Origin of the sequence: Mesorhizobium sp. M0854 (assembly GCF_040319815.1) — a bacterium.
GTDB lineage: Bacteria > Pseudomonadota > Alphaproteobacteria > Rhizobiales > Rhizobiaceae > Mesorhizobium.
The window spans coordinates 207,503-223,138 of record NZ_JAMYOL010000008.1; the positions used below are offsets into that span (position 1 = coordinate 207,503).

The window sequence follows — 15,636 nt, forward strand, 5'->3', positions numbered from 1 at the left end:
GCTGTGCCAAGGCTGGGTTCCCGATATGCACTCAACGGCGATGGCGCAGTTCTCGGAATGAAACTCCAACCGTCGGTTGGTGGACGCATCGCAGCTGGTGCATCTAAAGTTCGCGTGGTCCGCGCGCACCGGGCATGTCCGACCCCGAGCCCCCGCTCGGTGCAACAGCGTTTGATCGACCCGCCGCATCAACCTGTGCGGCGGGCCTTTTTCCTCACGCGATGGAACACCGGCGCGCAGGAAAAGTTCTGCCCACGCAGCAAACTCTTTCCCTCATATTTTTGCTGCCAGATCGGATATCTCCGATCGGCCCGCGTCGTTCTTATCCTCCGGCGACGCGGGCTCGCCGTCCTGCTATCGGTCGAGGAACCACAGAACAACCGAAAGCACGATGCTGTCAGGACCCGGTGCCAATCGGAGCACAAACGTGAAGTTCTCACGTTGGAGGTTGCGCGGATCCTGGTCAACCGTAGCGGCATATGTGAGGCGGGAGCGCCTTCACCGATCGCCTCGTCGGCTTCCTCTTGCAGGTCTAACTATGCGTTCTGATGTTCTTGGACCCAAATGAGCTGCACCGCGTTGTTTGCGCGCATGCTGTGCTTCGCAATCTGATGGAAAAATCCGACGCCCCTGCTGCACCGCAGACAGCTCCTGGTGCCGAAGCGCGCTTTCCGTACGATCGTGCGGCGGTTGAGCGGTTTCGACAGACATTCCCGCGCGCCAGGTGGAGTGACGAGCGCAGAACCTGGTTCGTGCCAGGAAAGACTGCAGCGCGGCGCATCCAGCGCTGGCTTGCGCAAGAGGCGGATTTGCGAGCAGCACATGATGACAGCAAGGGACGGGATGCCTTCGCCTTCGATCCCCTGTCGAGCCGGTATCTGGAAGTCGCGGACGACCTGCGCATTCGCACGCCTTATTCGCGGACGGTTCTTGAGGAACTGCGAGCCGTTCCATGGGCGAGCTGGGACGACGAACTGCGGGCCTGGAGGGTGCCTTTCCGCTCGTACGAGGAGTTGAAGCGCCATTGGCCAAGCATCGAAAGGGCCGCAGGCCGCGCAGAACCGGAGGAGAGGAAACGGCGACGAGAAGCCTCCAAAGATTCCGAGGAATATAAAGCCGCCAGATTGCGGTATGCCGAACGCAGGCGACGTCGCTATCCACTGCCCCCAGACGATTTACCCCGGCTTGGCCGTGCCGTGGCAACGGAGCAATACGGTATCGTGGTCTTCACCGAGATTTCGGGTGAACTCGTCGACGCCTCGCAGATAGCAGCGTTCTATCCGCATTTGATCGAGGCGAACGTCGACCACGTCTGGGGCCGATGGCGTCCGGCGACGTTGGTTGAATTGATTAGAACATGGCCCGCTCGGCGTGCTGCCGGATTACCGGAACGGCAGCGAGGCTGGTGGCAACCAACGCTGGCCGAACTCAGGATAGCTCGCCAAATAGCTCGAAGCCTGGCGCGAAGAAGGGCACAAGGCTTATGGCATTGTTCTAGCTTTTGAAGCTGGGGCCGTTTTCCACCGTCTGTCCGGTTGCCCTAGTGTTGAGATGTCACCCCGATCGGAGCCTTCCATGTGCAACGATTGCGAACAACATACGGCTTGGCTGAACATTGCTCGATGATGACGTCGCTGGCCTTGAAAGTCCCATGCATGAAACCGACTTGACGTGCGCGTAGGCGCACGACACCAGCATCGATGATCCGGCTCCAATAACCCGCGTGGCAGTAAAGCCATCGACCGGCTTCTATGACGTTTGGAACGCACCGGCCGGACCTAGACTAACGGTGGGCGGGTGGTCAACTTGCCTTCCGAGGGAGCTTGGGGACAGCACACGTTTCCTGCTTCCGGCGTGGCGTTCCTCGAATTTGCCAGAACGATGTACCTGAACGCGAAAGATTCATTTCCGCTTCACGCTCAGCGTTTATGCCATCGCCGGACTGCGATGAAGTCCGCCGCTCCGCTACCGTGTGGCGGGCGCGCCAAGGTCATCCTGAACGTCAAACCGTTTCTGCAGAATTTTGACGCACAAGGCCGATCCGAGGCCAACTGGGAGTGCATACCAGCTTGGAATTGTGCGGAACCGTACGAAGTCGATTGCAAGCAACCAACCTGGTTGGCCGGGCATTAATTTAGCAAAGCGTGAATTAGGAAGGCATCGGGAGGAAGACCATGCTGCACGTTAACATGCCTCGCGAATTTGAGGTCGGCGATGAGGTGGCGCTGGCAGGTATCGTGATCGCGATTCTCCCCAGTGGGCGCGCCAGGGTGAGCATTCCTTCGTATGACCATCCTTATACGATTGATCCGCCACCGAAAGTCCGGGCCGGCGACAGAGTGGTTCTTGTTGGGGACGTCACCCGCGTCGATCGCGGGGTGAACAAACTCACTGTGCGAATTGACTGCGGCGGGGTGATCACTGTCGACAATTCGGCGATTACTCGGCTGAGAAAGCACAACCGGACTTCAGCGGGTTGACGCTCCAGATACAACGGCCGGTGTCGGCGCAGGGAAGATGCAAGCGCCTTTGAACAGCCCAAGGGTGCGGCCCTGTCCGGCCGGATATGGAGCGGACGAACCGATAGATGGGAGCTCGACGGCTAGGGCACGGGTCCAGCGCAGCGCGTCCCTGGCGTCTTCCGGGTTACTGGAGAAGCAAGCCAGATTCGGGCCATCGCAAGCGTGCTTCACCTGCCGCGGCCCGCCCGTCCAAGACGCGTAGCATGTGCCGTCGCGTGAAGGCACGCGGGCATCGCGATCGATTGTAGCCTTTCTCTGCAACGAGCGCCTGTTCGTCGATCAGCAATGTGAATCGCGACAGGCTCCGGTTGGTACGCATTATGGAGATCACATGTTCCGCCCGGCCCCGATGCCGGCAAAGGTCTGCTTCGGAGCGTCGCGAGGGAACTGGGCGACGTATTGCGGTGGAGTAAGCGCCCCCTGGGTTAACAACCCGGTCAGTGACGGCCATGGCGGTCAGTGACGGCCACGACCGCATCGACAACGCCCGCAATGGCAATCAAGTCGTCGCTGAAAGCCCGCAAGGTGTCTGTCACGACATAGCGTGCCGGCGAAGCTCTGCCCTGGCGACGGGGATTCGTTGTAGGCCGACCGGACGGCAACGCCGGCCAGATGAGCGACAACTTACCTCGGTGTTGGTCTCGATCAGGGTCGACGTTCGTCGACGACCGCCGGTAATTGCCGACTACGAGTCGAGGTCGTAGGGCTCGTGGCCCGGCTCGTTGTGATGAAGCGCCTCTGCCATACACCTGATATCGAACGCCTGGCCGCATGCCGGGCAGACGACATAATACTCCTCCTCCCGAAGTGGCGAAGCGTCGTGGTCTTGGGGAATGACGATGTCATCGTCGGGCATTGGGTCCTCCGGCAACCCGCCCGCTATGCTGGAACGCTTGCCGGCAGGATTTGTTTCAAAGTTATTGCGCCTAAGGAAGGGTCCGATGTCCGGTTCGAGCGATGCCGTCCCACCGGGCTGTCCAAAGTGATTATCATCTGCAACCTTTGGTTACGGCACGGGCAAGAACCTGTTCCTCCGGCGGCAAGGCTCGAATTCAACCAAGCATGCGCGGTCGAAAGAACTCCGATTCTGCAACGCACACTGGCCGAGATCGACTGTGGAGACGAATGCCCAGGCCCGCCGCTCCGATGAAAGGTGATCTGATGGCCATCAGCTGCGCAAAATAGCTCTGCAATCGGGCACCGGGGTTGGGCTGTTGAAGCGCCGGTCTTGCCGCAAGCTCATCCAGTTGCTGGCGGCGCTGGCGGGACATCGTCGGCTATCTCCTGCCTGAGCCTTGGTCCTTTGCTGAGCCGGCGACCGAGCGCATCGACGAAATTGTCGTAGCGCTGCAAGCCCTTGGCGCGTGCCTCCGCTTGCGCCGATTCCGGCAAGGCTGGAGTCGAGTTGAGCCAAAAGCGGACGAACAATGCGAGTGTCTCAATGGATATTCCGATATCGCGTTCAACACGCTGCACACGTCGATCGATCTGGTCGAGGCGTCGAGTGATCGCCGCTTGCTTTCGTTCTTCGGCGTCCGGCGACAGGAACGACGCTAGCGCAGCCTCCGCGACCAGTGACAGCGAGACCTCGCGCCGCCCGGCGTAATCTGCCAGTGCCCTCATTACGTCAGGGTCGAGATAGGCAGACAGACGTCTTTTCTTGGCGTTCTTCATGCGCTCAAAGCTCAATGCCATCATTGGGGTCAAGGGCGGCCTGACGAGCTGCGCGTCTCATGGCTTGATCGACACTGCGGCGACGAACGGCGTCATCATCGGGCTCGTCCTTGTCGAGGTCGAACTCATCGTCGCAGCGTGGCGTTCGTTCCGGCGCGATGTCTTCGTGTTCGGGAAGCTCAGGCTGGCGGCGAATGCCGCCGTTGGCCGGATCCTCGTCCTGCTGATCCCTGGCAAGCTTCAGCTTGCGAGATTTGCCTTCCGGCCCAGCAAGAAGTGTCGTGTCGGTCCAGTCGTCAGGGCGAGCGTTCTGCGTTGTCCCTCCGGTCCTTGGTGGCGGCAAGACACGCTCGGCAAGACGCGGGTCGGCAAAGTAGCGTGCCTTCTTCGCACGGATTGGGAACTGGCCCGAGATCATAATGATCGCCTCGGTCGGCGGCAGTTGCATGATCTCGCCCGGCGTCATCAGTGCACGCGCCGTTTCCTGCCGCGACACCATCAGATGCCCGAGCCAGGGCGACAATCTGTGCCCCGCATAGTTCTTCATGGCGCGCAACTCGGTCGCGGTCCCCAGAGAGTCTGAGACGCGCTTGGCCGTCCTTTCGTCATTCGTGGCGAAGCTCACCCGCACATGACAATTGTCGAGGATGGAATTGTTCGGTCCGTAGGCCTTCTCGATCTGATTGAGCGATTGTGCAATCAGGAACGACTTGATGCCATACCCGGCCATGAAGGCCAGCGCGCTTTCGAAGAAATCGAGCCTGCCGAGCGCGGGAAACTCGTCCAGCAGCATCAAAAGACGCTGCCGGTGATCCTTCGCGTGAAGATCTTCGGCGAGCCTGCGGCCGATCTGGTTAAGCACGAGTCGCATCAGCGGCTTTGTGCGACTGATGTCCGATGGCGGCACGACCAGATAAAGCGTCGTCGGCCGTGCCTCCTCGACAAGGTCTGCGATCCGCCAGTCACAGCATGACGTCACCTTGGCCACAACTGGATCGCGGTAGAGGCCCAGAAAACTCATGGCCGTCGAGAGCACGCCGGAACGCTCGTTCTCGGACTTGTTAAGCAGTTCCCGAGCAGCCGACGCCACGACAGGATGCGGGCCTGCATCACCCAAATGCCGCGTCAGCATCATGGCGCGCAGCGTTGCCTCGATTGGCCGCTCTGGATCGGAAAGGAAGTTCGCCACGCCTGCGAGGGTCTTGTCTTTCTCCGCATAGAGCACGTGCAGTATTGCGCCGACCAGCAACGCATGGCTGGTCTTCTCCCAGTGGTTGCGGCGTTCCAATGTGCCTTCTGGGTCGACCAGGACATCCGCCACGTTCTGCACATCTCGAACTTCCCACTCGCCCCGTCGCACCTCCAGCAGAGGATTGTAGGCTGCTGATCCAGCATTGGTCGGGTCGAACAGAAGCACCTGGCCGAAACGGGCCCGCCATCCGGCCGTCAGTTCCCAGTTTTCGCCTTTGATGTCGTGGACGATTGCCGAACCCGGCCAAGTCAGTAGTGACGGCACGACCAGGCCGACGCCTTTCCCGCTTCGGGTCGGTGCGAAACATAGCACGTGTTCCGGACCGTCGTGGCGCAGATAGTGTCGGCCCAACATACCCAGGATCACCCCATCCTGACCGATCATCCCAGCGGCCTTGATTTCGTCTCGCGTCGCCCAGCGCGCCGAGCCGTAAGTCGTGGTGTCCTTTGCCTCGCGCCCCCGCCACAGCGACATCCCGATCGCTGCGACGATAGCCATGAGGCTTCCGCTCGCCGCAATCGCCGCGCCCTCGAGGAAGACCTTCGGCGCGTAGGCGTCGTAGAAAAACCACCACCAGAAAAAGGCTGGCGGCGGATAAACGGGCTGTCCAGCCAATTCGAACCACGGCGGACCGAGTTGGCTTTGAAAGCCGAGCCGCCCTGCCGTCCACTGTGTTGCTCCCCATGTTGTCGCGACGACGATCAGAAAGGCGGTGAGTATCTGACCCCATAAAACCTTGCTTGCCGGCATCGGTCGTTTCCCAAATGGATGATCGGAACAACCGAAAAGCTCGAATTCCTAAATTCGCAAGAAGAATGGGGCGGTCGAAGCAGCATGGCGTACCCGGACGTGGAAAGACTTGCCCGATGCGGGCTCGAATGTTGAACGAGCATCGGGGGGCTGCTTTCTTCTGGAGCCGTTGAGCCGCTACTTTGCCCAATGATAATCAGTTGTCTCGGCTCAGATGGCATTTGACGAGATGGACGGGTTCTTGGAGAACCGCGGATTGCCCACGACCAAATGAACAAGAGCCCTCAGCGGCGCGCCGAGCCGGAGAACGCTCTAGTCCCGGCAAGTGGTGGTCAGCCGGAATTGCCGTTCTGCTGAGCTCGAATCTTACCGCCTCGCTGATCGGTAGCGCGATAGATCCAGAACCGACTCGATGAGCAGACCCATCAAGTCTGTTCAATTTTGTTAATCAATTCAGTCACATCAACTATTGCCATGGACTTTCGTTGGACTATTGCAAGCCGCGCCGGCCTCATGGGTCGCGGAATCTATTGGGCCGCACCAAAGTTCCAGATGTCCCGATGCAGGCGCCACGTCCCGTCGTCCCCTTTTTTCCAAACGACAATGTACTTGCCCGCAACGGTGGAAGGGGCACCGCCTTTGCTCGGCACACCGAGCGTAAATGCGCCAACTTCGTAGGCGAGATTCCCGCTCCCTTCCACTTCCAGCGCCTTCAGGGTGAGATTTTTCATCCCGGCCTTGATTGCGCCCTGCCAGAATTCTTCCACGCCCTTGCGGTCATCGACGCGTTTGCCGTCGGGTGGCAGCAGGGCGGCATCTTCGGTATACATTTGACCTACCGCTGCTGCGTTTCCGCTGTTGAAGGCGTCCATGAATTTTACCAACGCCGCTTCGATGTCCTCACGAGCCGAGTGGGCGGCCGCAGACAATGCAGACGAAAAAAGCAGCACAGCAGCAAATGCAAATGACTGAACCAGTCTCATTTCGTCCTCCCTTGCGTGCCCGACATGCCCACCCGATGAATAGCGCCGACCCGAGGGCGCCGCGGCGCGTTCGATGGCCGGGCGCGGATTATATTAGACTTATCTGATATGACGGCGCAAGCGCAACTGCGACCCTCTGAATGACCAGCGTAGCAGCTGTCGGAGAGCTTCAAAGCGGCGGCTACCGCCTCACTGCCCTCCTCGTCTCGACGAAAGAGTTCGTTCGAATGATGCTTTTCCGTGGCTTTGCTCGCAAGTTTTCGTCAGCCAGCACAGGGCCTCCTCTTACGGTCGCTGGTCGTCAAGGCCCAGCGGCCACTAGCTGACAGTCCCCCCCGTAGCCAAGCCGCTGGGCCCCTCGACGTGGGGAACGAGCATTGGAGACGATGTCGCGCTTTCCGTTACAGCCCGAAGGCGGGTGACAGATGACCGCGTCAGCCTCTCCACTCCGAGCTGCGATTTCACGCATTCGATCAGGCACAGCTCTCTCGGGCACCAAGCATGAGTCAGCTCCCGAATGAGCAGGTGCCGCCCAGTTCGGCTTCGGCCCTTGCGCGCGCAAAGTATTGGGCGAGATCGATCGGCAGTCCGATCGGCAAATTGGGGCAGCGATGGCGAGAATGAATGCCAGGAACTTCCCTTCGGTGCCGCTTCGTCGATCTGTTTGCCGAGAAGACGCGCGCTGCGTGCCGCCCCCCATACCGCAGAGAACTCACTTCAGGTCACACACACACGACGCCACCGAGATCCTGCATCACTTTTCTACTCCGACGCCGCCACGTCACCAAGATCAGTCGCGAGCGTGATCGCGGCTATCAAATCGGGATCGCGCACCGGAGTGCTCTATGAGTGAGCCCCGAACGGCGCGCTCGAGCAATCCGGCTCGACGTAAGGCGGGCCATCCGTGCCGGCCTCGTGACTAAGACGGGCGAATGGCGGTTCCTGGACTCACCTTTTTGGTCTGAAGTCGCTTCCTTGAGCCGGTGGCGGAGTTCTTGCTTGATCGACCTCAGCACTATTTTGGAATCGGTTTTCGGAAAATTTGTCTTGTGGCATCAATTTTCATGGGATAGGATCATTTTTCATAGGTTTTGCCGACTAAACCAAAATTCAATGGAAGGATTCGCGTTTCATGCCTGCGGTGCAACAGCACCAATTTTCAGGTCCTGTTACCGTTTTTCAGGAAATCCGCCTTCCTGAAACGGCGACCCCGGCCGGGTACAGCGCCCTGATCGGAGCCTACAGGCTCGCCGCGCCCTTGCCCCGTAGGTTGTTCGCCACTGGCGAGCATCATCGCATTACCGAACGGGATGGCTGGCGGATCATGACCCCCCGCCATGCCCCAAATCCTACCCTCGAAGGCCACCTGACCTTTGCGCTCAAGTACGAGGGACTGGACCTTGCCGTCCTCAAGCGGCTGTTCCAAGTGACCGGTCCCGCGCCGATCGAGGCGCTGGTCCGTGAAAGCCCGACCGGCAGTTATGCCCGCCGCATCTGGTTTTTATATGAATGGCTGAGGGACGCGCGTATCGATCTGCCGGACGCGGAGGCCGGACGATACATTCCGGTTGTCGATCCCGAGCTGCAGTGGCCCGGACCCGACAAGACCGCTTCGCGCTATCGCGTAAGGGACAATCTCCCGGGCACGCGTGAGTTCTGCCCTCTGGTGTTCCGCACCAAGATTCTCGAAAAATTCATCGGCCTTGAACTACCGCGGCGCGCGGAGGCAATCGTAGCGGACGTGCCGCGCGACCTCCTTGCTCGGACCGCCGCCTTTCTTTTGCTCAAAGACTCGCGATCAAGCTATGCGATCGAGGGCGAGCACCCGCCGCAAGATCGCATCCAGCGCTGGGGCCGCGCCATCGGCGAAGCCGGCCGCTGGCCGATCGATCGCGATGAGCTGCTGCGTCTGCAAAGAATTGTACTTGGTGACGCTCGTTTCGTAAGACTTGGCTTCCGAAAAGAAGGAGGTTTCGTCGGTGAGCATGATCGAGACAACGGTACGCCCTTGCCCGATCACATCAGCGCTCGGCCCGAGGACCTGCCGCGGCTAATCGATGGAATGGCGGCGTTCGATCAGGGCCCCGCGCAAAAGCTTGATGCAGTCGTAGCCGCCGCAATCCTCGCCTTCGGCTTTGTCTATATTCACCCGTTCGAGGACGGAAACGGCCGCATTCACCGCTACCTAATCCACCACGTCCTTGCCATGCGCGGCTTCAATCCGCCGGGAGTGGTCTTTCCCGTCTCGGCCGCGATCCTGGACCAGATCAACGAGTACAGGGGCGTGCTCGAGAGCTATTCGCAGCGCCTTCTGCCGTTGGTGGAATGGGAACCGACGCCGCAATTCAACGTCCGGGTGCTGAATGACACCGGTGATTTCTACCGGTTCTTCGATGCAACCCCGCACGCCGAATTCCTCTATGCTTGCGTTCAGCGGACGATCGAACGGGACCTTCCCGAGGAAACCGCATTTCTGCAGCGCTACGATCAGTTCCGGCAGCAGGTGGACGCCTTTATCGACATGCCCGAGCGGTTGACCGATCTGCTCTTCCGTTTTCTTCACCAGAATGATGGCCATCTATCGAACCGCGCGCGCGAGAAGGAATTCGCCGCGCTGACCAGTGACGAGGCAGGAAGAATCGAGGCGATCTACGCGCAAACCTTTGGTGCCCATTGAAGGTGTGATCATCAGGATCGATTTTTAGTCCGACGCTTTGCGATTCCCTTGTCCTTGCCTTCATCTCCGACGCTTGACTTGTCGCCGAGACATGCACGATTTTTTCCGCACGGTCTGACCGGCCGCCGATCAGCCGCGGCCAGAACGCGCTTGACAAACCGGAGCCGTCCCGTCCAACCTCACGCATTCACCAGGGGAGTCCCGGCAAGGGGCTGAGATACTGCTGGCATTCGCGGCGCAGTGACCCGTTGAACCTGATCCAGTTCATACTGGCGTAGGGACGGTGCAAGCGCTTTGCGGGAGTTTACGCCCGAGGTCCTGTTTCGGCAGGTCGACAGAAGCGTCTTTTCATCCTTCCGGCACAGAACTGGGTCTCCAATGCAACGAGCAAAGGAGCCTCAAGATGAATGCCCTCACCCCCGCCGTCTCGACGGGACCGCTGCCTGCCTCGCGCAAAATCCACAAATCCGGTACCATCCACCCGCAGCTCAGGGTGCCGATGCGCGAAATCTCCGTCCATCCGACGGCAGGCGAGCCGCCGGTGACCGCTTACGATCCGTCCGGCCCCTATACCGACCCGACTGTCGAAACCAGCATCGAAAACGGCCTTGCACGGCTTCGCCATGAATGGGTCACCGCGCGCGGCGATGTCGAAGCCTATGACGGCCGCCACGTCCGGCCAGAAGACAATGGGTTTGCGGCAGGCGAGCGCCTAACACCGGAATTTCCAGTCCGCAACCGGCCACTCCGGGCCCAGACCGGCAAGGCGGTGACACAGCTTGCCTATGCGCGCGCTGGCATCATCACGCCCGAAATGGAGTTCGTCGCCATCCGCGAGAACCTTGGTCGCGAGATCCTGCACGGCAAGCTTGAGCGCGACGGCGAGGCCTTCGGCGCGGCGATCCCCGACTTCGTCACGCCTGAATTCGTCCGCCACGAGGTGGCGCGCGGACGCGCGATCATTCCCGCCAACATCAATCATCCCGAGAGCGAACCGATGATCATCGGCCGCAATTTCCTGGTCAAGATCAACGCCAATATCGGTAACTCCGCCGTCACATCGTCGATGGCTGAAGAGGTCGAAAAGATGGTGTGGGCGATCCGCTGGGGCGCCGACACGGTGATGGATCTGTCGACCGGCCGCAACATCCACAACATCCGCGAATGGATCGTCCGCAACTCGCCGGTGCCGATCGGCACGGTGCCGCTCTACCAGGCGCTCGAGAAAGTCGGCGGCATTGCCGAGGATCTTACCTGGAAGGTTTACCGCGACACGCTGATCGAACAGGCCGAACAGGGCGTCGACTATTTCACCATCCACGCCGGCGTGCGGCTGCATTACATCCCGCTGACCGTTGACCGGGTCACGGGTATCGTCTCGCGCGGCGGCTCGATCATGGCAAAATGGTGCCTGCACCATCACCGGGAAAGCTTCCTCTACGAGCACTTTGCGGAGATCTGCGACATCTGCCGCGCTTATGACGTCTCCTTCTCGCTCGGCGACGGCCTTCGTCCCGGCTCGATTGCCGATGCCAACGACGCGGCGCAATTCGCCGAGCTGGAAACGCTCGGCGAGCTGACGCAGATCGCCTGGGCGAAAGATTGCCAGGTGATGATCGAGGGGCCCGGCCACGTGCCGATGCACAAGATCAAGGCGAACATGGACAAGCAGCTCGCCGTCTGTGGCGAGGCGCCGTTCTATACGCTTGGACCGCTGACGACCGACATCGCGCCGGGCTACGACCACATCACTTCCGGCATCGGCGCGGCGATGATCGGCTGGTTCGGAACGGCCATGCTCTGCTACGTCACGCCCAAGGAGCATCTCGGCCTTCCCGACCGCGATGACGTCAAGACCGGCGTGATCACCTACAAGATCGCAGCGCACGCGGCCGACCTGGCGAAGGGCCACCCGGCGGCGAAAGTCAGGGATGACGCCCTTTCCCGCGCGCGCTTTGAGTTCCGTTGGGAGGACCAGTTCAACCTGTCGCTCGACCCCGAAACCGCACGGTCCTTCCACGACCAGACCTTGCCCAAGGAGGCGCACAAGCTGGCGCATTTCTGCTCGATGTGCGGACCGAAATTCTGCTCGATGCGTATCTCTCACGACATCCGCGCCGAGGCACAGAAAGAGGGCATGGCGGCGATGGCGGCGAAATACCGCGAGGGCGGCGATCTCTACGTGCCAGCGGACGAGACCGTCGCACCGCTCACGCCTCAGCCAGGTAAGCCGTCATGAAGGTGCTGATAAAGGGGGCCGGCGTCGCCGGCCTCACCGCCGCCTTCGAACTCGCCGCCCGCGGCGCGACGGTCACGGTCGCCGAGATCCGGCATGGCCTTGGAGGCAATGCGTCGTGGTTCGCCGGCGGCATGCTGGCGCCATGGTGCGAGCGTGAAAGCGCCGAGCAGCCGGTGCTGGACCTTGGACGTGACGCTGCCGACTGGTGGGATGCGGTGCTGCCGGGTCAGGTGACACGGGGCGGAACACTTGTCGTGGCCGCCCCGCGTGATGCCGGCGAGCTCGACCGCCTCGCCAGCCGCACGTCGGGCCATCGGCGTGTCGACGAAGACGAAATTGCGCTCCTGGAGCCCGACTTAGCCGGCCGCTTTCGCCGCGGATTGCTCTTTCCCGATGAGGGCCATCTCGATCCGCGCCAGGCGATGGCAGCACTTCATGACAAGCTCGCAGCCATGGGTGTCAAATTCCACTTCGGCACCGACGCCCGGCATGTTTCCGGTTTCGATCGTCAGATCGATTGCACGGGAATGGCAGCCGCCGATGACAGGCTTCGCGGCGTTCGCGGCGAAATGCTGATCCTAAACACGCCAGACTTCTCGCTGTCGCGCCCGGTCCGGTTGCTGCATCCGCGCTTTCCGCTCTATGCGGTACCGCGTGCCGACGCCCAGTTCATGATCGGTGCGACGATGATTGAAAGCCGGTCCGCCAGACCGGTCACGGCGCGCTCCATGATGGAGCTTCTGGGTACCGCCTATGCCCTCCATCCGGCCTTTGGCGAGGCCGAGATCGTTGAAACCGGTGTCGGCGTCCGTCCAGCCTTTCCCGACAATCTGCCGCGCGTCGAAATGAGCGGAGACACCGTCGCGATCAACGGGCTCTATCGCCATGGCTTTCTTCTCGCCCCCGCCATGGCGCGCCTGGCGGGCGAAATTGTCTTCAATCACGACAAACCCGTGGAGCTTGCTCATGAAACTGATGGTCAACGGCAAAGTGCATGAGGTTGCCGCCACCACGCTGGCCGAGCTGCTTGCCGCGCTTGACTATGAGGGCGATTGGCTCGCGACCGCCGTCAACAACGACCTCGTGCACAAAGCCAGCCGGGCCGAATTCCAATTGAACGACGGCGACCGGATCGAAATCCTCTCGCCCATGCAGGGAGGCTAGCATGTTCGATCTTCTCGGGACGACGCTGCCCTCCCGCCTGCTTCTCGGCACCGCTCAATATCCTTCGCCGGCCATCCTTGCCGATGCAGTCAGGGCATCGGGCACCTCGGTGGTGACCGTCTCGTTGCGCCGTGAAATGGCAGGCGGCAGGGCTGGCGAAAAATTCTGGTCGTTGATCCGGTCGCTTGGTGTCAGAATCCTGCCCAACACTGCTGGCTGCCACTCCGTCAACGAAGCGGTCACGACCGCACAAATGGCGCGCGAAGTCTTCGGCACGCCCTGGATCAAGCTCGAAGTGATCGGCAACCACGACACGCTGCAGCCGGACGTGTTCGGTCTGCTCGAAGCCGCCCGCATCCTGTGCGAGGACGGTTTTGCGGTGTTCCCGTATACTACCGACGACCTTGTCGTCGCCGAGCGGCTGCTTGCGGCGGGCTGCAAGGTCTTGATGCCCTGGTGCGCACCGATCGGTTCCGCCCTTGGGCCGGTCAACATCATGGCGCTGCGCTCGATGCGCGGACATTTCCCTGATGTCCCGCTGATCGTGGATGCTGGTCTCGGACGGCCATCGCACGCGGCAACAGTCATGGAGTTCGGCTTTGATGCCGTGCTCCTGAACACAGCGGTCGCCAAGGCGGCCGATCCGGTCGGCATGGCGCGTGCGTTCGGCAAGGCGGTCGACGCCGGTCGAGAAGCTTTCAGCTCGGGGATGCTCGAACCCCGCGACGTCGCGGTGCCATCGACACCAACATTCGGCAGGGCGGTTTTCTCATGAAGCTCGATCCCTTCTACCTGATCGTCGACAGCGCCGCCTGGATCGAACGGCTGGTGCCACTTGGCGTCAAGCTGGTTCAGTTGCGCATCAAGGATAGGGACGAGGCCACGCTGCGGACGGAAATCCGCCGCGCGAACGGCGTCTGCGCGGTCCATGGTTGCCAACTGATCGTCAACGATTATTGGCGGCTCGCCATTGAGGAAGGCTGCGACTTCGTCCATCTCGGCCAAGAGGATTTGGCTGCGGCCGACCTGCTGGCGATTAAGTACGCCGGATTGAAGCTCGGGCTCAGCACGCACGATCATCTCGAACTGGAAACGGCCATCGCTGCCGAGCCCGACTATATCGCGCTCGGCCCCATCTATCCCACTATCCTGAAGCAGATGAAATGGGCGCCGCAAGGGCTCGAGCGGATCAGCGAGTGGAAGCATCGAGTGGCGCCGATCCCATTGGTCTCCATCGGCGGCCTCAACCCCGACCGGCTCGACGGTGTCTTCGAGGCTGGTGCGGACAGCGCGGCGGTGGTCACCGACATCACGTTGAATGCCGATCCCGAAGCGCGCACGCGAGAATGGATCGAAAAGACAAAGCCATGGCGCTGAGGCGAGAACCGCATGTGCTCGTGGTCGGCGGATCAGACCCCAGCGGTGGGGCTGGAATTGCACGTGATATCGAGACGATCTCTTCCATTGGCGTGCGCACCTGCCTGGCTGTCACAGCGCTGACGGTGCAGACGCACGAAGCCGTAATGGAAATCCATCCTTCGCAGCCCGATCTTGTGGCCGATCAGATGTGCGCCGCGCTACAGGCCAACAAGGTGGCGGCAATTAAGATCGGCATGCTCGCAACGGCTGAGATCGTCGTTGCCATTGCCGGCGTGCTGCGCGAAAATCCGCAGGTGCCGGCAGTGCTCGATCCGGTGCTGGCCTCGAGCTCCGGCCGGGGGCTTCTGGAAGCAGGTGCCATCGCTGCCATGAGGCGCGACCTGATGCCGCTTTGCTGCCTTGTGACCCCCAATCTCCTGGAGCTGGCGCTCCTTGTTGGTGCGGAACCGCCAGCCGACGAGAGCGACGCGGTGAGACTGGGACGGAAATTGCTGGCAGCCGGCGTGCCGGGCCTGCTGATCAAAGGGGGCCACGCATCAGGACCTCGATCAACCGATATTCTGTTGCGTTCCGATCAAGAACCAATCCGCTTCGACGCACCTCGTCTTGTCGCATCAATGCGCGGGACGGGTTGCATGCTGGCTAGCGCGATTGCGGCGCATCTGGCGAAGGCGAAGCCGCTCGAAGACAGTGTGCGCGAAGGCAAGCGGCTTGTCTTGGCCATGTTTAAGAAGAATGCAGCAGACCGACGAAATTTGTAAGATTTTCCAACTCTCGAAAGACACGCCTGCCTCTCGCGGGTCCGGGCTGGTAATTTACCCTCGTAATTCACCTCACTCGACAGGAGTAGTTTGACGGCCTCGCCAGGCGGCGACCGCGAGATCAACGATGGCGAGGCGGCCGTCGTGCGCCGTATCTAGTGCGTTGTGTGGCATCCTTTCCCCCCATCCGACTGCGATCCTGGAATTCACCTTGGTCGCGAGCTCCTGCTAAAC

At 61.0% G+C, this 15,636-nt stretch carries 13 protein-coding genes and 1 riboswitch; of the genes, 9 read left to right on the forward strand and 4 right to left on the reverse strand.

Going from position 1 to position 15,636, the window contains the following annotated elements; translation table 11 throughout:
- Window positions 1–611 precede the first annotated feature (611 nt).
- Window positions 612–1,505 carry a hypothetical protein gene (locus NKH99_RS15790; protein WP_353014644.1) on the forward strand — a complete coding sequence of 298 codons (894 nt, stop codon included), beginning with the start codon at window positions 612–614 and terminating at the stop codon, window positions 1,503–1,505.
- Window positions 1,506–2,174: 669 nt separating this feature from the next.
- The gene (locus tag NKH99_RS15795) at window positions 2,175–2,480 is read left to right on the forward strand and encodes a hypothetical protein (RefSeq protein ID WP_352768512.1); all 306 of its coding nucleotides are present in this window, start codon (window positions 2,175–2,177) and stop codon (window positions 2,478–2,480) included.
- Window positions 2,481–3,207: 727 nt separating this feature from the next.
- Here the strand turns inward: NKH99_RS15795 and NKH99_RS15800 are convergent.
- The 4 genes from NKH99_RS15800 to NKH99_RS15815 form a co-directional block, all read right to left on the reverse strand.
- On the reverse strand, window positions 3,208–3,378 hold the full coding sequence (locus NKH99_RS15800; RefSeq protein WP_353014645.1) for a hypothetical protein: 171 nt from the start codon (window positions 3,376–3,378) through the stop codon (window positions 3,208–3,210).
- 383 nt (window positions 3,379–3,761) lie between these two features.
- Entirely contained in the window at window positions 3,762–4,145 is a 384-nt protein-coding gene (locus tag NKH99_RS15805; protein ID WP_502900061.1) for a CopG family transcriptional regulator, read from the reverse strand.
- 55 nt (window positions 4,146–4,200) lie between these two features.
- Window positions 4,201–6,198 carry a conjugal transfer protein TraG gene (locus NKH99_RS15810; RefSeq protein WP_353014647.1) on the reverse strand — a complete coding sequence of 666 codons (1,998 nt, stop codon included), beginning with the start codon at window positions 6,196–6,198 and terminating at the stop codon, window positions 4,201–4,203.
- Window positions 6,199–6,725: 527 nt separating this feature from the next.
- Window positions 6,726–7,181, reverse strand: coding sequence for a YybH family protein (locus NKH99_RS15815; RefSeq protein WP_353014648.1), 456 nt, complete (start codon window positions 7,179–7,181; stop codon window positions 6,726–6,728).
- A 1,132-nt stretch (window positions 7,182–8,313) separates the two neighbouring features.
- On the opposite strand from NKH99_RS15815, the gene NKH99_RS15820 reads away from it, so the two are divergent.
- The 7 genes from NKH99_RS15820 (at window position 8,314) to NKH99_RS15850 (ending at window position 15,402) form a co-directional block, all read left to right on the forward strand.
- On the forward strand, window positions 8,314–9,858 hold the full coding sequence (locus NKH99_RS15820) for a Fic family protein (RefSeq protein WP_352470527.1): 1,545 nt from the start codon (window positions 8,314–8,316) through the stop codon (window positions 9,856–9,858).
- A gap of 182 nt (window positions 9,859–10,040) precedes the next feature.
- Window positions 10,041–10,157, forward strand: a riboswitch (TPP riboswitch).
- 104 nt (window positions 10,158–10,261) lie between these two features.
- Entirely contained in the window at window positions 10,262–12,097 is a 1,836-nt protein-coding gene (gene thiC, locus NKH99_RS15825) for a phosphomethylpyrimidine synthase ThiC (protein WP_353014650.1), read from the forward strand.
- Window positions 12,094–13,095: a glycine oxidase ThiO gene (thiO, locus tag NKH99_RS15830; RefSeq protein ID WP_352470529.1), complete on the forward strand. Its 1,002-nt coding sequence runs from the start codon at window positions 12,094–12,096 to the stop codon at window positions 13,093–13,095. The genes thiC and thiO overlap by 4 nt, the downstream gene beginning before the upstream one ends.
- Complete coding sequence (gene thiS, locus NKH99_RS15835; RefSeq protein WP_023679205.1) at window positions 13,064–13,261, forward strand: sulfur carrier protein ThiS; 198 nt, start codon at window positions 13,064–13,066, stop codon at window positions 13,259–13,261. Before thiO ends, thiS begins: the two co-directional genes overlap by 32 nt.
- A 1-nt stretch (window position 13,262) precedes the next feature.
- Complete coding sequence (locus NKH99_RS15840; protein WP_352470531.1) at window positions 13,263–14,036, forward strand: thiazole synthase; 774 nt, start codon at window positions 13,263–13,265, stop codon at window positions 14,034–14,036.
- Window positions 14,033–14,638, forward strand: coding sequence for a thiamine phosphate synthase (locus NKH99_RS15845; RefSeq protein WP_352470532.1), 606 nt, complete (start codon window positions 14,033–14,035; stop codon window positions 14,636–14,638). Before NKH99_RS15840 ends, NKH99_RS15845 begins: the two co-directional genes overlap by 4 nt.
- Complete coding sequence (locus NKH99_RS15850; protein WP_352768908.1) at window positions 14,629–15,402, forward strand: hydroxymethylpyrimidine/phosphomethylpyrimidine kinase; 774 nt, start codon at window positions 14,629–14,631, stop codon at window positions 15,400–15,402. The genes NKH99_RS15845 and NKH99_RS15850 overlap by 10 nt, the downstream gene beginning before the upstream one ends.
- Window positions 15,403–15,636: the final 234 nt, after the last annotated feature.